The 18,215-nt window shown below is 73.6% G+C and carries 13 protein-coding genes; 8 read left to right on the top strand and 5 right to left on the bottom strand.

Annotation, left to right across the window (positions count from 1 at the left end; translation table 11 throughout):
- The first annotated feature begins 47 nt into the window (after positions 1–47).
- From ACIO5D_RS25110 to ACIO5D_RS25095, 4 genes are all read left to right on the top strand, one after another.
- On the top strand, positions 48–1,706 hold the full coding sequence (locus tag ACIO5D_RS25110) for a glycerol-3-phosphate dehydrogenase/oxidase (RefSeq protein ID WP_363608411.1): 1,659 nt from the start codon (positions 48–50) through the stop codon (positions 1,704–1,706).
- A complete protein-coding gene (locus tag ACIO5D_RS25105) occupies positions 1,703–3,217 on the top strand; it encodes an FGGY-family carbohydrate kinase (RefSeq protein ID WP_400797940.1) in 1,515 nt (504 codons plus the stop codon). The genes ACIO5D_RS25110 and ACIO5D_RS25105 overlap by 4 nt, the downstream gene beginning before the upstream one ends.
- Positions 3,218–3,753: 536 nt before the next feature.
- Positions 3,754–4,488: an alpha/beta hydrolase gene (locus tag ACIO5D_RS25100; protein ID WP_363608407.1), complete on the top strand. Its 735-nt coding sequence runs from the start codon at positions 3,754–3,756 to the stop codon at positions 4,486–4,488.
- A gap of 477 nt (positions 4,489–4,965) precedes the next feature.
- Positions 4,966–5,940, top strand: coding sequence for an SDR family NAD(P)-dependent oxidoreductase (locus tag ACIO5D_RS25095; protein WP_400797938.1), 975 nt, complete (start codon positions 4,966–4,968; stop codon positions 5,938–5,940).
- A gap of 81 nt (positions 5,941–6,021) precedes the next feature.
- Here the strand turns inward: ACIO5D_RS25095 and ACIO5D_RS25090 are convergent, their stop codons facing one another.
- Positions 6,022–6,231 carry a hypothetical protein gene (locus tag ACIO5D_RS25090; protein WP_400797936.1) on the bottom strand — a complete coding sequence of 70 codons (210 nt, stop codon included), beginning with the start codon at positions 6,229–6,231 and terminating at the stop codon, positions 6,022–6,024.
- A 242-nt stretch (positions 6,232–6,473) separates the two neighbouring features.
- On the opposite strand from ACIO5D_RS25090, the gene ACIO5D_RS25085 reads away from it, so the two are divergent.
- Entirely contained in the window at positions 6,474–8,093 is a 1,620-nt protein-coding gene (locus ACIO5D_RS25085) for an MFS transporter (protein ID WP_400760255.1), read from the top strand.
- Between the two features lie 82 nt (positions 8,094–8,175).
- On the opposite strand, the gene ACIO5D_RS25080 is transcribed toward ACIO5D_RS25085, so the two are convergent.
- Positions 8,176–8,850 (bottom strand): helix-turn-helix domain-containing protein, encoded by a 675-nt coding sequence (locus ACIO5D_RS25080; protein WP_400797934.1) that lies wholly within the window; start codon positions 8,848–8,850, stop codon positions 8,176–8,178.
- Between the two features lie 288 nt (positions 8,851–9,138).
- Between ACIO5D_RS25080 and ACIO5D_RS25075 the strand changes: the two genes are divergently transcribed.
- Positions 9,139–10,008 (top strand): universal stress protein, encoded by an 870-nt coding sequence (locus tag ACIO5D_RS25075; protein WP_363608397.1) that lies wholly within the window; start codon positions 9,139–9,141, stop codon positions 10,006–10,008.
- Positions 10,009–10,114: 106 nt separating this feature from the next.
- A complete protein-coding gene (locus tag ACIO5D_RS25070) occupies positions 10,115–10,975 on the top strand; it encodes a universal stress protein (RefSeq protein ID WP_363608395.1) in 861 nt (286 codons plus the stop codon).
- Between the two features lie 43 nt (positions 10,976–11,018).
- Here the strand turns inward: ACIO5D_RS25070 and ACIO5D_RS25065 are convergent, their stop codons facing one another.
- Entirely contained in the window at positions 11,019–12,257 is a 1,239-nt protein-coding gene (locus ACIO5D_RS25065; protein ID WP_400797932.1) for a styrene monooxygenase/indole monooxygenase family protein, read from the bottom strand.
- 350 nt (positions 12,258–12,607) lie between these two features.
- Between ACIO5D_RS25065 and ACIO5D_RS25060 the strand changes: the two genes are divergently transcribed.
- Positions 12,608–13,015: a DUF190 domain-containing protein gene (locus ACIO5D_RS25060; protein WP_363608391.1), complete on the top strand. Its 408-nt coding sequence runs from the start codon at positions 12,608–12,610 to the stop codon at positions 13,013–13,015.
- Between the two features lie 54 nt (positions 13,016–13,069).
- Here the strand turns inward: ACIO5D_RS25060 and ACIO5D_RS25055 are convergent, their stop codons facing one another.
- Together ACIO5D_RS25055 and ACIO5D_RS25050 are read right to left on the bottom strand one after the other, a co-directional pair.
- The gene (locus ACIO5D_RS25055) at positions 13,070–16,576 is read right to left on the bottom strand and encodes a S8 family serine peptidase (RefSeq protein WP_400797930.1); all 3,507 of its coding nucleotides are present in this window, start codon (positions 16,574–16,576) and stop codon (positions 13,070–13,072) included.
- A 235-nt stretch (positions 16,577–16,811) separates the two neighbouring features.
- Positions 16,812–18,002: an AI-2E family transporter gene (locus tag ACIO5D_RS25050; RefSeq protein WP_400797928.1), complete on the bottom strand. Its 1,191-nt coding sequence runs from the start codon at positions 18,000–18,002 to the stop codon at positions 16,812–16,814.
- Between the last annotated feature and the right edge of the window lie 213 nt (positions 18,003–18,215).

Genomic DNA, 18,215 nt, shown 5'->3' with positions numbered 1-18,215 from the left:
CCGGTGCGAACCACCGGGACCGGCACCCCTCACCTCCGGGAGCTCCCATGTCGCACCATCCCTCCAACGGCGAGGACATCGTCGACCTCGCCGTCGTCGGAGCCGGGATCAACGGGCTGGCCATCGCCCGCGACGCTGCGGCCCGCGGCCTGCGCGTCGTCGTGGTCGACCGCGCCGATGTCGGCTCCGGCACCACCAGCACGTCCAGCCGGCTCATCCACGGCGGCCTGAAGTACCTCGAACGCTACGACTTCACCCTGGTCCACGAGTCCATCCGGGAACGCCACCTGCTGTTCCGCAGCGCCCCGCACCTGGTCCGCGACTACCCCATGCTCATCCCCTTCTACGCCGGCAACAGCAGGCCCGGGATCCTGATCCGGCTCGGCCTCGCCGTGTTCGACGCCCTGGCGGCGCGCCGGGGGCGCGGCCTCAGCCGCACCGTGACCAACCACCGGGTGGCCCAGCGCTGGCCGCACCTGTCCAGAAAGGGCCTGCGGGGTGCGGCGCTCTTCCACGACGCGCAGGTCCCGTGGGCGGAGCGGCTCTGCGTCGAACTGTTCCTGGACGCCCGCCACCTCGGCGCCCGGGTCCTGACCTACACCACCGTCACCGGGCTCATCCGGGACGGCGCGCGCGTGACCGGCCTGCGGACCCGCGACAACCGGACCGGCGAGGAACAGGAGATCCGGGCCCGCCTCACCGTGAACGCCGCCGGCCCGTGGATCGACCACGTCCTCGAAGGGCAGATCGCCTCCAAGCGGCTCAACGGCGGCACCAAGGGCAGCCATGTCATCGTGGACCCCTTCCCGGGGGCCCCGAAGACCTGCATCTTCTTCGAAGCCGCGGCCGACCAGCGGCCGATCTTCGTCCTTCCCTGGGAAGGCCGCTACATGCTGGGCAGCACCGACCTCACCTACGAGGGCGACCTGGACGAGGTCGTGGCCAGCGAGGCGGAGATCGACTACCTGCTCGACGAGACCAACCGGATCTTCCCCGGCGCCGGGCTCACCCCCGACGACGTGCTCTACAGCGTGTCCGGCATCCGCCCCCTGCCCTACGCCGCCGACGTCACCGACAACGCCAAGATCAGCCGCGGCCACACGGTACTGGACCACGCCCCGGCCCACCCCGGCCTGCTCACCGTCATCGGAGGCAAACTCACCACCCACCGCGCGCTCGCCGAGGACGTCACCGACAAGGCGCTCAAGGTCATGGGACGCGCCCCACGGCGCTGCACCACCCGCACCCGCCCGTTCCCCGGCGCGGACACCGCGCAGTGGGAGGCGTTCCGCGAGGACTTCCTCAACTCCCCGGTACTCACCCCGGCCCAGCGACGCCGGCTGCTCGACGTCTACGGCGTACGGGCCCGGCGGGTGCTGGCGCTCGCCGAGGCCGACCCCGGGCTGCTGGAGGTCGTCGACGAGGAATCGGGGGCGATCGCCGCCGAGGTGGCCGTCGCGGTCGTCGACGAGGGAGCCGTCACCCTGGGGGACATCATGCTGCGGCGTACCCTCGTCGGCCTGGGCGGCGACATGGGCCGCGCCGCGGCCGCCCGCTGCGCCGGGATCGCCGCGCGGTACCTGGGCTGGGACGACGAACGGATCGCCGCGGAGATCGCGGCCTACGACACGGAGCTGCGGCGCTTCCGTCCCCGGGGCCTGAAGACCCCGGCGACCGCCGCGACCGGCGACAGGAGACCACAGTGACCACCTGCTACATCGGTGTCGACGTCGGGCTGACCGCGACGAAGGCCGCCGCCTTCGACGCACAGGGCCATGAGCTGTACGTCGTCACCGCCCGGACACCGCGCACCTGCGTCACCGCGCACCGCCACGACGTGGACATGGTCCTGCTGGCCGACACGGTGCTGTCGCTGCTGGCCGAGCTGAACGCGAAGCTGACGGCCGACGGCTGGACCCCGGCCGGCCTCGGCGTCGCGGCGCACGGCAACGGCCTCTACCCGGTCGACGCCGAGCTGCGGCCGGTGGGCCCCGCCATCGCCTCCTCCGACACCCGGGCGCAGCGGATCGTGGACGCGATCTCCCCCGAGGCGGCCGCCCGGCTCGCCGCGGAGACCGGTTCCATCCCGTGGGCGGCCCAGCCCGCGGTGCTGCTGCGGTGGCTGCGCGACCACGAGCCACAGGCCTACCGGGCCACCCGATGGGCGCTGTCCTGCAAGGACTGGGTGACCTCCCAGCTCACCGGGGTCGCCAGCGCCGACTACAGCGACGCCAGCGCCTTCGGCATGGTCGTCCTGGACACCCGCCGGTACACCACCACCGCGCTGGACCTGGTCGGCCTGCCGGCCGCGGACCTGGACCGCTTCCCCGCGCTGCGGCCCTCCGGTGAGGTGGTCGCCGGGCTGACCGCGCGGGCAGCGGCCCGCACGGGCCTGGCCGAGGGGCTGCCGGTCATCGCGGGCGCCATGGACTGCGTGGCGGCCACCCTGGGCACGGGAGGCCACGAACTGGGCGACGTCACGGTCATCGTGGGCACCTGGGCGATCAACGGCGCGGTGGTGCCGGCCCGGACCCCGGCGCCCAAGGTCACCCTCAGTGCCCTGCTGCCGGACCCCGGCCGGATGCTCGCGATGGAGGTGGCCCCGACCTCGGCCGCCAACCTGGAGTGGCTGGCCGCCGCCGCGGTGCCGCACGACCGGGCCGACCGGGTGCCGCCGACGGAACTGCTGCGAGAGGCGGCCGGGGTCCGGCCGGGCGCGGACGGCCTGCTGTTCCTGCCCTTCGTGAACGGCGCGCCCGAGCATCCCGCCGCGTCCGGGACCTTCCTGGGCATCTCCGGTGTGCACCGGCGCGGCCACCTGACCCGCGCGGTCATCGAGGGCGTCGCCCAGTACCACCGCGTACAGCTCGACCGGCTCGTGGCCAGCGGGGCGGACGTGGCCGACCGCCCCTGGCGGATCGCGGGCGGAGGCGCCCGCTCCGAGGTCTGGGCGCAGATCTTCGCCGACGTGCTGGGCCGCCCCGTCCGACGCCAGCTCACCAGCGAGCTGGGGGCACGGGGAGTGGCCTCCCTGCTGCCTGCCGCGCTCTCCCACGGGCTCCAGCCGTGGTCGGTGGGCGACGCGGACGACCTCTGCGTACGCCCCGGTCCCGACCGTGCCGCCTACCTGCGCCAGGCCGAGGTCTTCGACCGGTGCCTGGCGTCCCTGCCGGTCACCTGGCAGAACGTCGACCAGTACCGGACCGCGACCGCGTAGCCCCTCCGCGCCCACCCCCGGGGACGCCGTCCGGCACCGCCACGCCGTCACCTCCTTCGTGGTGGTCCTGGAACGGGGCTCCTGGCCTCCGGGCCCGGCATGACTGTTGCCCCTGCCGATCGGACGACCCGGGGGTGGTGTCAACCGGGCCCGGAACACCGCCTGACCGCTGATGAGAGGCCTGAGCAGCCGCGCAAGGTGGACCTGCGGATCGGGGCCGGGCCCGAAGCCCTGTTCCAGGCTCTCCTGGCAGTCGGCGGCCTGCCCGGGCGTCGGCTGCCAGGTGTCAGGGGCGAATCCGAGCGTCAGGGTGCCGCCGAGGACGGGCAGTCTCCGGCATCCGGTCACGGAGCCTCCGCAAGAACCCGTTTGGCGAACCTCGGTGACCATTGCTAGCTTTGCCGGAAGCCGTGCGAGAGAACAAGGAGGTGGTACCCGTGACCGTATCGACATGGGTGCTCTCCTCCGGGGTCACGGTCGGGCGATAGGTCGTCGTCCGGGAGCGCCGTTCCAGTGCACTCCCGAAAGGCACGACCATGCATTTCATTTCTGAGCAGCGCCTCGATGACGGCGTCCTCGAGCGCGAATTCACCCTCGGTGAGATCCCCGGCATCCTGTGGACGCCCGGATCCGCATCCGCACCGGCGCCGCTGATCCTGCTCGGCCACCCTCCCCTCGGGCTGCGCAAGATGTACCCCCGACTGGTGGCGCGGGCCCGGCACGCCGCGGCGGATGGCTTCGCCACGGCCACCATCGAGCTCCCGGGGAGTGGTGACCGGCCCCGTTGGCCCGCCGCCGAGCAGGCCCGCGCCGACCTGCGCCGGGCCATGGAGGCCGGCGAGCCGGTCAGCGGCGAGATCATCGACGCCCTCGTCCTCCCGCTGGTCGAAAAGTCGGTCCCGGAATGGCAGGCCGCCCTGGACGCCCTCCTGTCGCTGCCCGAGATCGGCGGCCCGGTCGGGTACTCGGGGGGAGTGATCTCCATCGGCGTTCGCCTTGCGGTGGTCGAGCCGCGCATCGTGGCCGCCGGCTTCTTCGCCGGGAGTTTCGTGCCTCGCGCCATGTTCGAGGAGGCCCGCCAGGTCACCATTCCGCTGCACGTCCTGCTGCAGTGGGACGACGAAGGCAACGACCGGCAGGCGGCGCTGGACCTGTTCGACGCCTTCGGCTCCAAGGAGAAGTCCCTGCACGCCAATATGGGCGGGCACACGGGCGTCCCGCAGTTCGCAGGGGAGGGCGCCGCCGGGTTCTTCGCTCGGCATCTGCGCTAGCCACGGGCCGGCCCCACCACCGGGGCAGTAGACGGTAGGCGGTACCGGCCAGCCGCTCATCAAGGACAGGCCCTGGCCCTCCTCGATGGCGGTGGCCGACAGATGCACAACCGCCCCGATCGCGACGGTACCGGCCACCGCTGGTACCGGCCGGTCGGGGCGGCGTGAGGGTGTGGACGCCCAGGTTCGGTGTCAACCACCTCGATTGGATGACAGGGCTGGCCGTTCTCAAGGAATTCAGTCGCCGGGGATCCCGCTGACCTGTGCCGACTCGGCCGGATGAGACACACATGTGTCGGGTACGGAGATCGGCCGCGACGGATGACGGGCCCACGCGATGCCGGTCGGCTGTCAGTGGCGACAGCGACCTGTCGGTGGGATGTGAGTTACCACCGGGACCGTAGGAGCTGGGTGGGACCGGTGGTGAAGGTGCGGCTCCGCCCGCCTCCAGATCACTCCAAGCTCCGGGAGCCCGCCATGCCCTCCGTACCCAAGGCCCCAGTGTGGGACGTTCACCGGCTGCCTCGCGCCGAGGGCAGGAATTTCCTGGTCACCGGCGGCAACGCGGGCATCGGGTACTTCGTCGCCGAGCAGCTCGCCGGCACCGGGGCCACGGTCGTCCTCGGCAGCCGGGCCGAGACGAAGGCCAAAGCCGCGATCGCTTCGATCAGTTCACGTGTCCCCGGCGCCCAGGTGCGACATCTGCCTCTGGACCTGGCCGACCTCGCATCGCTCAGGACGTCCGTGGACGCGCTCGACCTGGACCGCCTCGACGCGGTCGTCTACAACGCCGGCGTGGCGCTCGACCAGCCGCCGCGCCGAGAGACCAAGGACGGCCACGAGCTGATGTTCGCGACCAACCACCTGGGTCACTTCGCACTCACCCACTGGCTGGCCCCCCTGCTCATGACAGCCCCAGCGAGTCGGATCGTCACCACGGGCAGCTTCGCGGCCAAGTCCGAACGCCTGGACCTCGACGATCTCCAGAGCACGCACGACTACCAGCCCAAGCGCGCCTATGCGCGGTCGAAGCTGGCCCAGATGTTCTTCGCTTTCGAGCTCGACCGCCGCCTGGACGCCGTCGGCAGCACGATGCTGAGCGTGGTCGCCCACCCCGGCGGCGCGCTCGACTCCCTCACCCCCTCGCGGCCGCCGGTTCAGGTCCGGACCACCGGCGAGCGGCTGCTCGGCCTGCCACTCGGCCTTCTCGTCCAGGGCAAGGAAGCCGGCGCTTGGCCCACCGTACGCGCCGTGCTCGACCCAGACGTGCGCGGCCGCCAGATGTGGGGCCCCCGGGTGTTCGGGCTGCGCGGCAGGCCCAGGAGCGAACCCCTCTGGAACCACCTGGCCGACACCACGACCGCGGCGCACCTCTGGACGGCCAGCTGTGCCCTGACCGGTGTCGACCCGACGTCTGCCCGTACGACCAGGTTCACCGAGACGGAAGGCTGAACGACTGGGTCCGCTGAGTGAACGACTCGATTGAACGAGATCGGTCAAGGGCGACTGGCTTCACCGTCCAAGGACAGCCCCTCAGGGCACGACGCAGTGAGAATCCGACATCGCCTCGCCATCAGAGACCGGAACAGGGTTGTAGGGCGTGTACAGGACGGCGCGGGCCAGCTTCCGGCGGAGGTTGTGGCCCGGGTGGATACCGCTGCGGCGACTCACCTGCTCCCACAACTCCTCGGGCAGGAGGCCTGTGTAGTCGAGCACGCGGCGACGGTGGTAGTCGATGGGCATCGAGATGGTCCGCCAGCCGGATGAGAGCGGTCGCCAGGACGCGCCAGTCCGCGCCGTCGTGCAGTTGTTGAAGGGCGTGGTGGCTGGTGCGGCTGCCGAGGCAGTTCACCTGGGTGGCCTGGAAGCGGTAGGGCTCGGTGCCGGTCCGGATGAGGGTGCCTCCGGGCGCCCGCCCCCGCCGACCGGCTGACCCCTCCGGCGGGTCGGGGAGCCGCCGGGCGAGGCCGTGGAACGCTACGCCCATGGCAGGCAGTGAAGGCACCTCCCGGCAGGCCGCGGCCGCGACACTCGTACTCCTGACGCTGGCGACCGGACAGTTCCTGATGGCGCTCGACAGCTCCGTCATGAACGTCTCGATCGCGACCGTGGCCAACGACGTGGGCACCACGGTGAGCGGCCTGCAAGGAGCCATCACGGCCTACACGCTCGTCATGGCGATGCTCATGGTCTCCGGCGGCAAGGTGGGCGCCCTCATCGGTCGCAGGCGCGCGTTCATGATCGGCTGCGTCGTCTACGGCTGCGGCTCCCTGACCACGGCGCTCTCCCCGAACCTGACCGTGCTGCTGCTCGGCTGGTCGCTGCTCGAAGGGGTCGGGGCCGCCCTGATCCTGCCCGCGATCGTCGCGCTGGTCGCCGGGAACTTCCCGGCGGAGCGGCGTCCGGCGGCCTACGGCCTGGTCACGGCCGCGGGCGCGGTGGCGATCGCCCTCGGCCCGCTCATCGGCGGCGCCGCGACGACCTTCTTCTCCTGGCGCTGGGTGTTCGCCGCCGAGACCGTGCTGGTGCTGGGCATCCTGCTGCTGGCCCGACGGGTCGCCGACGCGCCGCCCGGCACCCGCCCGCGGATCGACCTGCTGGGCGCCGTCCTCTCCGCGCTGGGCATCGGGCTCTTCGTCCTCGGTGTGCTCCGCTCGGCCACCTGGGGCTGGTTCCGGCCGAAGTCCGACACCGCCGCCTGGTTCGGCCTCTCACCGGTGGTCTGGCTGATGCTCGCGGGGGTGCTCCTGATCTGGCTGTTCTTCCGCTGGGAGGCCCGCCTCGCGGAGCAGGGCGAGGAACCGCTGGTGGACCCGGCACTACTGACGAACCGCCAGCTCACCGGCGGCCTGGTCGTCTTCTTCTTCCAGTTCCTGGTGCAGATGGGCGTCTTCTTCGTCGTGCCGCTGTACCTGTCCGTCGCGCTCGGGCTCTCCGCGCTCGCCACCGGGGTGCGCATCCTGCCGCTCTCCCTCACCCTGCTGGTCGCCGCGCTCGCGATCCCCCGGCTACTCCCGGACGTCTCACCACGGCGGGTGGTACGGCTGGGGATCGTCTCGATGGTCCTGGGCGCGGTCGTCCTGATGGCCGGTCTCGACGCGGGCACGGGCGCGGAGGTGGTCACCGTCCCACTGCTGCTGATCGGGCTCGGCATGGGGGCGCTCGCCTCCCAGCTCGGCGCGGTCACCGTGTCCGCGGTGCCGGACGAGCGGAGCGCCGAGGTCGGCGGCGTGCAGAACACCGTCACCAACCTCGGCGCGTCGATCGGCACCGCGCTCGCCGGGTCGATCCTCATCGCCGTTCTGACCACGTCGTTCCTCACCACCATCGAGCAGAGCCCGGCGATCCCGGACGAGGTCAGGAACCGGGCCGGGGTGGAGCTCTCGGCCGGCGTGCCGTTCCTGTCCGACGCACAGCTGACGGCCGCCCTCGAGCAGGCCGGCGCGGAGTCCGCGGCGGCCCGGGCCGCGCTCGACGCGAACGCCGCCGCGCGGATCGAGGGACTGCGCGCCGCCCTCGCCGTCCTCGCCCTCAGCGGGCTGGTCGCGCTCTTCTTCGTCCACCGGATCCCGACCGAACCGCCCCGCTCCCCCGCACCCGGGTGAGGCCCGCACCCGGGTGAGGCACGGAGCCGGGTGAGGCACGCCGGGGACGGCACGGTCCGGATCGCCCCGCCGGGCCATGGGCTCACCCGCCGCCGATCCGACGGCCGGTGATCTCGTCCGGCCGGATCCGCACCCAGACCGCGCGGGCGCCACCGGCCCAGGGGGCGGTTCCGGGCAGTCCCCGCAGGCGGTCGGCCTCCGCGGGGTCGTCGACGTGCTCGACCCGACCGAGGAGGAGCACGCTCCAGCCCTGGCTCAGCTGCTCGTCGATGCGGTCGACCTGGAACGAGACGGACGAACCGTCGGCCGGGTCCGTCGGGCCCAAGGCGGCCGTCCGGTAGACGATCGTCCTGGCGTCCACCGCGTAGTTGACCGGGAAGACCGCCGGGGCGGGCTGGACCGGAAGGCCGATCCGGCCGATGCCGTGGGTACCGATCCGCTCCCAGCACTCGGACGCGGCCAGGTGGAAGAGCAGCGGGCGCGCGCCTGCCTCACGCTGCCCCGGCGGCGCGTCGGCACGGCCCTCCAGCAGCTCCCGGTACGTCGTCCGCAGCACGGCGGCGATCCGCGCGAGGCCGGCCGGGTCGAAGGCCGGCCCGGCCTCCAGCAGGTACTGGAGATAGCGCGGCGACATCGCCGCCCGGGACGCCAGCATCTGCTCGCTCAGGCCGAGCAGATCGCGGCGCTCGGTGATCCGCCGGGCGACGGCGGCGGGGTCCGCCCGCCGGGCGTCCTCGAGGTCGGGGTCGTGGTCCACGGTGGCTCCTCGGCTCGCCGGTACCTGTGCCTGTCGCCACGCCCGGACGAGCGCGACCGTGAGGGTGCCGGTGCGGACGTCGTACGCGTCCTGCCGCCCGTCCGGGCCGGGCCGGCCCTCTCCCCCAGCGTTCCCCCTGCGGCCGGTGGCCGCCACGGGGGCCGGTGGGGCCGGGACCCGGCTCCGCAGCCGGCCGGCCCGAGCCCTGGCATCGGGCGCGCCGCGTCCTTAGCGTGGAAACAGGGCCGGAGCCCGGTGTCCCACCCCGCCCTGCCCCATGGAGGAGCCATGACATCCGCCAGCGAGCGCCGGCCGGTCGTGCTGGGCGTCGATGCCGTCACCACGGGTGCGATGACCACCGCCTGGGCCGCCGACGAGGCCGACCGCCGCGGGCTGCCGCTGCGGCTGGTCCACGCGATTCCGACGCCGGTCCACGAGCTGCGCGCGTTCGACGAGGGCCGGTACCACAAAGCGCTGCGCGAGCGCGGCGACGAGGCCCTGGACCGGGCCGCCGGCGTCGCCCGCGAACGGCACCCGGGACTGCCGGTGACCACCGCCGTCGCCGAGGACGTGCCCGCCCTGGTGCTGTGCCGGGAGTCCGCGCACGCCGGCCTCGTGGTCCTCGGTTCACGCCGGCTGAACCGGCTGGAGGAGATGCTGAGCACCTACTCGGTGACCGTCCCGGTGAGCGCCCAGGCCCACTGCCCGGTGGTGGTCGTCCGCGAACCCGAGCACGTCACCCAGGAGCCGCCGTACGTGGTGGTCGGTGTGGACGGCAGCCCGGCGTCGGCGGCCGCCCTCGACTTCGCCTTCGGTCTCGCCGCGAGCCGCCGGGCCGCGCTGCGCGCCCTCTGGGTCTGGCAGATCCGCCTGTTCGGCCGCTCCGACGAGCAGGAGGTCGAGCAGACGCTCCGGCGCCTGCTGTACGAGAGCACGGCCGGCCGGCGCGACCGCCACCCCGAGGTGACGCTCACCCACGAGGTCCTCCGGGACCACCCCGTCGAGGGGCTCGCCCTCGCGTCCGAACACGCCCTCGCCGTCGTCGTGGGCCGCCGGGGGCGCGGCGGCTTCACCGGCATGCGGCTCGGGTCCGTCCCGCACGGCCTGCTGCACCGCGCCCACTGCCCGATCGTCACGGTGCCCGCCTCCCCGCACTGACCCGGGGGCCGCTCGGCGGGCACGAGGCCGGACACCGGTCGATACTGGCCGCGGTGCCCGGAGCCCGGGCGCCGCACCACCGACCGCCCCGGTACCGGAGGGCAGCATGACCACACCGATCGTCGCGGGCTTCGACGGCTCGCCGGAGAGCGTCGCCGCGGCCGGCTGGGCCGGCCGTGAGGCGCTGCTCCGCGCCCTGCCGCTCGAACTGCTCCAGGCCTGGCCGTGGCCGAAGACCGATGTGCTCGGCACATCCGACGCCGTCACCTGGAGCCGGCAGCAGCTGGCCGCCGAGGAGGCGAGGCTGCGGGCCCTGCTCACCGGGGTGGAGGTGACCTCCGCCCACGTCCCCCATGACCCGGCCGACGCGCTGGAGGCGGCAGGCCGGCGGGCGGCCATGCTCGTCCTCGGCTCACGTGGGCTGGGCGCCCTGCGCGGCTTCCTGGTCGGTTCGGTGAGCCAGGAGGTGCTGCGGCGGGCGCCGTGCCCGGTGGTACTGGTCCGGGCGGCCGAGGAAGACTCCGCGACGGACGCCGGGAACCACGAGGTCGTGGTCGGGCTGGACCTGCGGCGCCCCTTCGACGAGGTCCTCGCCTTCGCCTTCGAGGCCGCCGAGCTGCGCTCGGCCCCGCTCCGGGCCGTCCACGCCTGGGACCCGCCGACCGGCAGCGCGTACATGGCGTTCGCCGCGATCGGGAGCGTGGACGAGGAGCTGTCCGCCGTCGAGAAGCAGCAGCTCACGGACGTCCTGGCGCCGTGGCGGGCCCGTCACCCGCGGGTGGCCGTGACCGCGGACCTGGTCCGCGGGAACGCCTCCGTCGCGCTGGTCGAGGCCACCGCGGCGGCCGGCCTCGCCGTGGTCGGCCGCCGCGCCCGCCGGGCGCCGATCGGCACGCGCCTCGGCTCGGTGGCGCACGCCGCGATCCACCATGTCCGCTGCCCGGTCGCGGTCGTCCCGTACGGCTGACACCGCTGCCGGGGCAGGACCGGTCGCCGGCCCGGGGCGTGCCCTACCGGCCGACCGAGGCCAGGTAGGCCTCGGTCGACTCCGGCGCGGCGAGCCAGGCGGCGTGGTCGCTCGGCTCGGCGTAGGTGTTGGCGAGGCGCCGGGCGACGTCGTCGTGCTGTGCGGCGGCGGCGAAAACGCCCTGGAGGTGGTCCGGCACGGTGAGCATCGTGGCGGTGAAGTCGACGGTGTGGCGCGCGTGTTGCCGCCAGAACCGTTCGAAGGTGTCGCGCATCCAGGCGGGGGTGAACGGGGCGTCGCCGTGCTCGGTGATCGCCCGCAGATAGGCGTCCGCGGCCCGTGCCGCGCTGTTGGCGCCCTGGCCGGTGATCGGGTCGTTCACCACCAGTGCGTCGCCGAGGCCGAGCACATGGACCTCCCCGGCACCGCCGTCCAGCCGGGCCACCGGCCGGCGGACCGTCGGGGTCACCGCCCCGTACAGGCCGGCTCCCGCGTCGGTCGGCTCGGCGGCGGCCCACAGCTCCGCCTCCCACGGCAGGTACGTGTGCAGCAGCTCGCGGATCCGGGCCAACTGCGCGACGGGGGAAGGACGGTCGGCGAAGCAGTCCAGCGGGCCGCCGGGGAGCGCCTCCCAGAGCAGGATCGCGCACGGCCCGGAGAGGGTGAGGGCCGGCTGCAGGTACAGCTCGCCGGCCCCGGGGAGCGCGTGCATCCGCGCCCTCGGCCCGGCCGCCGGGTCGGGCGAGCCGACCCCGTGCACATAGAGACAGGAGAGCGCCCGCTGCGGCGCGTCGAACGGCGAGCGGTCCCCGTCCCGTTCGAAGATCCCGGCGAGCTCGCCCCGGCCGGCCACGACGACCGTCAGCTCGTGCCGCTCGGCGAGCTTCCGCAGGCCCGCGCGGTCCAGCGTGCGGTACTCCACCCGGCCGCCGCGCGCGGCCAGCAGTTCCAGCCAGCGCGCCAGCTTCATCCGCTGGTCGACCGACTGGGCCGGCTCGTCCAGCGTCATGGTGAACTCCAGCGCCCGCACCCCGGGGGGCGTCACGAGCACCGAATCGACCGACCTGACCGCCGGCGCCTCGTCGGCCCACAGGTCCAGCCGGGCCGCACGCTCGATCCGCAGCGCCGGGCCGAACATCGCCTGCGTCGACAGCACCGGTCCGCACCGCAGCTCCGCCGGGGTCCGGGCGGCCACCAGCGTCACCTCGTACCCTCCCGCCACCAGCCCGAGCGCGAGCTGAAGACCCGCCTGGCCCGCTCCGACAACGGCGATCCGACGCATGACAACCTCCCGGTGGGGACAAGCCTCTGATGCTACGTCAGTGCACCGCGCCGGCACAGCCGTCGGGCGCGCCAGGAGGACGGCGCCAGAGGGACGACGCCCCGCTCCGCTCCGCGATCACCCGTCGCGCCCCGGCCCCATCGGCCGCGATCGGCCGCGATCGGCCGCGATCGCGGGCTCCGCACCGCCGGACCGAGGCGGTCGGTGCGGTCGGTGCGGTCGGCGCAGTCCGCGACCGGGCGGGGCCGCCGCGAGGAGGGCGGAGGTACCGGCGCGCCGGTATCGTGGACCTGAGGACGGCGGGGCCCGCCGCGGCCGCACCGTACGCCGACGGCCGGAGGAGGGTGGCGATGAGCCCGCACCTGCACCGCCACCACGACGACCGGGACGCCGAACCCCCGCCGCCGCCGCGCGAGCTGCCGACGGGACCGGCCCTGCGGGCGACGGTCTACCTCGGCGAGTCGGACCGGTACCGGCACCACCCGGTGTTCTCCGAGATCGTGCACCGCGCGCGCCGGGCCGGCCTCGCCGGGGCCAGTGTCTTCCACGGCGTCGAGGGGTTCGGCGCGGGCTCGCTCATTCACACCTCCCGGCTCCTGGACCTGACCGAGGACCTCCCGGTCGCCGTCGTGATCGTGGACAGCGAGGAGCGGATCCGCGGCTTCCTGCCGGAGCTGCGCGAGGTCGCCCCCCGGAGCCTGATCACGCTCGACCCGGTCGAGGCCGTGCCGCCGCGGCCCGACGAGCCGCGTTTCTGACCGCCGAGAGGCCGCCCCGGCAGCCGGGGCGGCCTCGGCCGTTGTGGCGTGGTGTCAGTTCACCGTGTAGCTGTACGGGATCGCCGCCAGCACCGAACCGGTGGTGCCGAGCGAGTTGTTGGCGGTGGCCAGACCGGTCGGTCCGGAGACCAGGTACAGCACGCCGTGCACGGTGCCGCCCTTCGGGCCGGTCGGGGTGAGGGTGACCCGCAACGTGCCCGTGGCGCCCGGCTGGACGGTCACGGGGGTGGCGGCGGGGGCGGCGGCGTCGACCGCGGCGGCGAACGGGTCGCCGGTGCTGGAGGTCAGCGCCGGGTCGAACGCCCGGGTGTGCGCGCTCGCGGTGACGGTGGCCGTACCGGCCGGGGCGCCGGAGGTGCCGAACGGGCCGATCTGCTGCACGAAGGTGGTCCACCTGCCCGGGACGACCGGCTGCGCGGGGCTGCCGGCGGCGGTCGCGGCCGAGATCGTCGAGCCGTTCTGGGCCTTCTTCAGATCACCGAACAGGTCGGGCGAGCCGGTGACGGCGCTGATCTCCAGGTGGGCCGGGACGGAGGAGGCCGACACGGCGGTCAGCCGGTCGGTGCCCGGCGGGACCAGGAAGGACGGGGTGGTCGCGTCGGTGGTCAGCGGCAGGCCGACCGTCGCCGAGCTGCCCTGCGGCACCAGCGGCAGGTCGACCCGGCCGTCGAGCCGGGCGTCCGCGGCGACCTGCTGGGTGGCGACGGTGTTGTTGGTGTAGTCCACCGCCACCGTCACCGGTTTGCCGGCCGCCAGCCTGGTACGCGGGTCGTTCGGCAGACCGGCGGCGGTGGCGCGGTCGAGGTTGAGGCCGACCGTGCCGGTGAACTCCTGGCTGACCTGCGCACCGCTGACCGGGCCGAGCACGACCAGGACGAACCGCCAGCGGCCCGCGGCCGGGTCGACCGTGGTGGCGGAGACCCCGGCGGTGGTGCCGGTGAGGTTGCCCCGCGCGTCGAGGACCGCGTTGCCCTCGGCGTCGACCGGCGTGCCGTTCGGGCTGACCAGGACGCCCTGCAGGAGCAGGTTCGGGTCCTTGGCGACCGTCACGCCGACCCGCAGGTCGTGCTGGCCCTTCGGGACGTCGAAGGCGTAGCCGAAGGTCTGCGTGGGCGAGGCGCTGCGGGCGTTGCCGCCGGTGATGGTGCCGGTGAAACCGCCGGTGCCCTGACCGATCGCCACCAGGCTGCGCAGCACCACCGGCACGCTGGTGGTGCGGCCGTTGGAGCTGGAGACGGTGACCGACTCGCTGGAGTCGCCGCCGGTCTGCGGGGTGGTGAGCCGGACGTGCAGGGTCTTGCTGGCGCCCGGCGCCAGCTCGGCCACCTGCGGGCTCACGGCGCCCGCCGGCACCGCGCGCTGGGTGGCGGTGTCCAGCAGGACCTGGCCGGTGTAGCCGCTCTTGCCGGCCGGGGTGTACAGGATCGCGGTCCAGTCGCCGGCCACCGGGTGCGGGACGTCCACCAGGCCGAAGTCGGCCACGGTGGCACCGCCCTGCGGGCGGGTGTTGGTCTCGAACCGGCCGGACGGGTCGAGCAGCGTCAGCCGGACCACCGGGCCGTTGCCGACCGGACTGGCCGCCCCCTGCCAGGCGATTGACGCCGCGAGGCGGTCGGCGCCGGCCGGAACGCTGAACCTGACCTGCTGCTGGACCCAGGTGGCGCCGTTGGTGGCGTACTTGAAGGTCTGGTCGGAGGAGGAGCTCAGCCGGATGCTCTGCTGGGCGTCGGAGAGCGGGGCGAAGCTGCGGGTGGCGCCGCTGACCGTCTGTGGGGTGGCGCCGGTGTTGGTGACCGTGATGTCGGCGGTGTGGGCCGAGCCCGGGGTGCCGGCGATGTCGACCTGGCCGGAGGTCACCACGACGGTGTTGCCGTCCTGGGCGCCGGAGCCGTTCTGGTAGCCCCGGGCGGCCTCCACGGCCGCGCGGACGTTCAGCAGGCCCGCGCCCTGCTCCTCGGCCGGCAGGCCCAGGTCCTGGGCGGTGCCGGTGAGGAGCTTCTTCACCAGTGCGGGAGCCGGCGAGGCGCCCTTGTGGGTGTCGCGGTAGGCCTGGATGACCACGGCCGCGGCACCGGCGGTCAACGGCGCGGACTGGCTGGTCCCGCCGAACGACTGGATCGGGGAGCCGTTGCCGCTGAAGCCGGCGCAGTCGGTGTACTTGGACAGGTCGGGCGAGCAGAGCGCCCAGTCCGACTCACCGGGGGCGACCAGGTCCAGCGTCCGGCCGGCCTGGGTGAAGCCACCCGAGGACAGCGCGGAGATCCGGTTGTCGTCCCAGGTGCCGTTGGAGAACTGGGCCGCCGCGTAACCGGTCTGCTGGTAGTTCTGGTTGTCGGTGGAAGCGCCGACCGCGATCACGTTCGGGTCGGTGGACGGGGTGCCGACGGTGCCGCTGATCCCGGCGTCGCCGGTGGACACGGCGACGGTCACACCGGCTGCGACGGCCTGGTCGTTGAAGAGCGAGATGGTGTCGCGCGCACCGCTGTCGGGGGTGACGTTGCCGCCGAAGGACTCGTTCAGCACGTCGACGTGGGCGACCGAGACCGCGTAGTCGATGGACTGCAGGATCGAGGAGTTCGACATGATCTCGCCGCCGGCCCGCAGCGCCACCAGCGAGGCGTCGGGGGCGATGCCCCGGACACGGATGGTGCAGCCGGCCGGCAGCGGGTGCGAGGGGTTGACGAACTGCGCGACGTCGTAGACCTGACGGCCCTGCGCGATCATCGCCGAGGCGTCGCCGAAGGCCTCCGCGCCGCCGGTCGGCGCGTCCGTGCCCTCGCCCGAGAAGTCCTGGTAGTCGACGACCGCGTGCGAGCCGTCGGCCCGGATGAAGTCCGGGTTGTCCGGGTCGAGTCCGTCCGCGATGTAGGCCACCTTCACGCCCTTGCCGGTGGCCAGGTCCTGGGCGCCGGGCGAGCCGGCGGTCGCGACCGTGTGCGTGGAGTACAACGCCTCCGGCTCCAGCAGCGGATGGGCCGGGTCGGACGGGCAGACCGTGTTGGTCGCGTTCTCCTCGCCGCCCGCGCCGCCCTTGCCGGCCTTGTCTCCCCGGGCGGCCTCGGGGGCGGCCGCGGCGGACTTCGGGGCCTTCGCGGCGGGGGCGGTCGCGGGGTCCGCGTCCTTGCCGCCGATCGGCGGGGCGACGGCGACCTGTCCGTCCGCCACCACCGAGGCGACCGCCGGGTCGGCCTGGAGCGCCGCCCGCAGTGCCGGGCCGACCGTGGCGGAGAACGCGTTTCCGACCACGAAACTCTTGATCCCGGTGCCGCCACCGGCCCTGACCCGCTCCAGCAGCGGCGCCTGGGCGGACGCGGCCTTCTGCCTGCGCGCGCCCAGGTGCCCGGCGTCCGCCGGGGCGTCGGCGATCTGGTCCTTGAGAATCACGATCACCGGTACCGGGGTTCCGCCCGCCGCGGCCGCCTGGGCGGTCGTGGGGTCGGGCGCGGGGGCGGCGCTCGCGCCTGCCCCGCCGGCCAGGAACATGGACGCGGCGGTGACCGCGACGGCGATTGCTAGCTGGGATTTCCGCCAGCCGATCATGGACATCCTTTCGTCTGATGCGACGTCAGGCTGCGGTGGCCCAGTGCACGCGGATCCGGGTCGGACGCGTGGATGCCTCTGGAACGCGCGTCCCGACAGCCCTCGCATTCCAACGCACTTGACACCACTGGAACAAGGCGGTTAGTCCCATAAGGAAGTCATCAGAAAGTAAAAAGGAGACGGAAATTCACCCTCACATGCCCTCACATGCCGTCAACGCCCCGTCAGTGCCCCGTCAGCGCCCCGGCCACCGGCTCGCGACGCTGGAGAGCAGCCCGCGTATGCCGTGGCGCCGGGGGCGGCGGTGCCGGTCGAAGCGGAGGTCGCCGACGACTTCGTAGCGGGGCATGTAGGTGCTGAGGAAACCCTGGAGCGTGGCCGCGGCGGGGATGGCGATGAGCGCGCCGACGGCCCCGAGCAGGGCGGCGCCGACGATGACCGCGGCGAAGGCGATCGCGGCGTGGATGTCGACGGTCCGTGCCGTGATCCGGGGGTGGAGGAGGTAGTTCTCGATCTGCTGGTAGACGAGGACGAAGCCCAGGACCCAGAGGGCGTCGGACGGTTCGCCGGTCAACGCGACCAGAATGGGCAGCGCGTTGGCGATGTAGGTGCCGACGGTGGGGACGAACTGGGACACCACCCCGGCCCACACCGCGAGGGCGGCGGCGTAGGGCAGTCCGACGATCTCGAAGGCGACCCAGTGCGCGAGGGTCGAGACGGCCGCCAGCAGGGCCCGGGAGTAGAGGTAGCCCCCGGTCTTGGTCAGGGCGATGTCCCAGGCCCGCAGGAGCTCGGCCTGCCGGGCGGGCGGCAGCATCGAGCACACCAGCCGCCGCACCCGCGGCCCCTCGGCGGTGAAGTAGAACGTGAACAGGCCCACGGTGAACGCCTGGAACAGGCCTCCGATCACCGTGCTGGACACCCCCCAGAGGTTCCCGGCCAGTTGCTGCGCGTACTTCTCCACCGCTCCGTCGGCGAAGAACTTCTTCCGGATGCCGTCCAGCGAGAGGCTCTGGTGGAAGTTCGAGTTGATCCAGTCGATCCCGTTCTGCAGGGTGCCGGGCAGCCGCTCGGACAGCTGGGCCACCTGGTCGACGAGCAGCGTGCCCAGTGCGGTGACGAAGCCGGCCATGGCCGCCGCGAGGGCGATGAAGACGAGGAACGTGCCGACGCCGCGCCGGATGCCGCGGGCGGCCATCCGGTCGACCGCCGGCTCCATGGCGAGGGAGAGGAAGAAGGAGATCAGCAGCATCACCAGGAGGTCGATGAGCTGATGGAAGGCCCAGTTCGCGAGCTGGAACGCCCCCGCGAGCAGCAGGGCGAGCATCATCCCCCTGGGCAGCCAGCGGGGCAGTGCCCGGTCGTCGTCGCGTCGGCGGTCGGGGTTCCTCGGCGTGGTGTCGGGCGTCGGCGGTTCGGAAGACATCGGAGGTTCTCCTGCGCTCTGGCCGGCGGTGAAGGCCGGTCGGTTCGGCGGTGCGGGCCGGTCGGTCGGGCCGTGAAGGCCGGTCGGTGCCGAAGGCCGGGCCGACGAGTTCACCGGCACCGGTGTCCTGACGGCTCACCGGAGGAACGTGCGGGCGGCGGCGGTGAGTTCGCGGGCGGCGGTACGGACCGCCCGGTCCGCGGACCCGCCGCT

Origin of the sequence: Kitasatospora sp. NPDC087315 (assembly GCF_044744345.1) — a bacterium.
Lineage (GTDB): Bacteria > Actinomycetota > Actinomycetes > Streptomycetales > Streptomycetaceae > Kitasatospora.
This window is presented reverse-complemented; position numbering and strand designations above follow the sequence as displayed.

What these genes read in the sequence shown, in the direction of transcription:
- ACIO5D_RS25110 (WP_363608411.1), top strand. Translation starts at nt 48, where the DNA reads ATGTCGCACCATCCCTCCAACGGCGAGGACATCGTCGACCTCGCCGTC.
- ACIO5D_RS25100 (WP_363608407.1), top strand. Translation starts at nt 3,754, where the DNA reads ATGCATTTCATTTCTGAGCAGCGCCTCGATGACGGCGTCCTCGAGCGC.
- ACIO5D_RS25095 (WP_400797938.1), top strand. Translation starts at nt 4,966, where the DNA reads ATGCCCTCCGTACCCAAGGCCCCAGTGTGGGACGTTCACCGGCTGCCT.
- ACIO5D_RS25090 (WP_400797936.1), bottom strand. Translation starts at nt 6,231, where the DNA reads ATGCCCATCGACTACCACCGTCGCCGCGTGCTCGACTACACAGGCCTC.
- ACIO5D_RS25085 (WP_400760255.1), top strand. Translation starts at nt 6,474, where the DNA reads ATGGCAGGCAGTGAAGGCACCTCCCGGCAGGCCGCGGCCGCGACACTC.
- ACIO5D_RS25075 (WP_363608397.1), top strand. Translation starts at nt 9,139, where the DNA reads ATGACATCCGCCAGCGAGCGCCGGCCGGTCGTGCTGGGCGTCGATGCC.
- ACIO5D_RS25070 (WP_363608395.1), top strand. Translation starts at nt 10,115, where the DNA reads ATGACCACACCGATCGTCGCGGGCTTCGACGGCTCGCCGGAGAGCGTC.
- ACIO5D_RS25065 (WP_400797932.1), bottom strand. Translation starts at nt 12,257, where the DNA reads ATGCGTCGGATCGCCGTTGTCGGAGCGGGCCAGGCGGGTCTTCAGCTC.
- ACIO5D_RS25060 (WP_363608391.1), top strand. Translation starts at nt 12,608, where the DNA reads ATGAGCCCGCACCTGCACCGCCACCACGACGACCGGGACGCCGAACCC.
- ACIO5D_RS25055 (WP_400797930.1), bottom strand. Translation starts at nt 16,576, where the DNA reads ATGATCGGCTGGCGGAAATCCCAGCTAGCAATCGCCGTCGCGGTCACC.
- ACIO5D_RS25050 (WP_400797928.1), bottom strand. Translation starts at nt 18,002, where the DNA reads ATGTCTTCCGAACCGCCGACGCCCGACACCACGCCGAGGAACCCCGAC.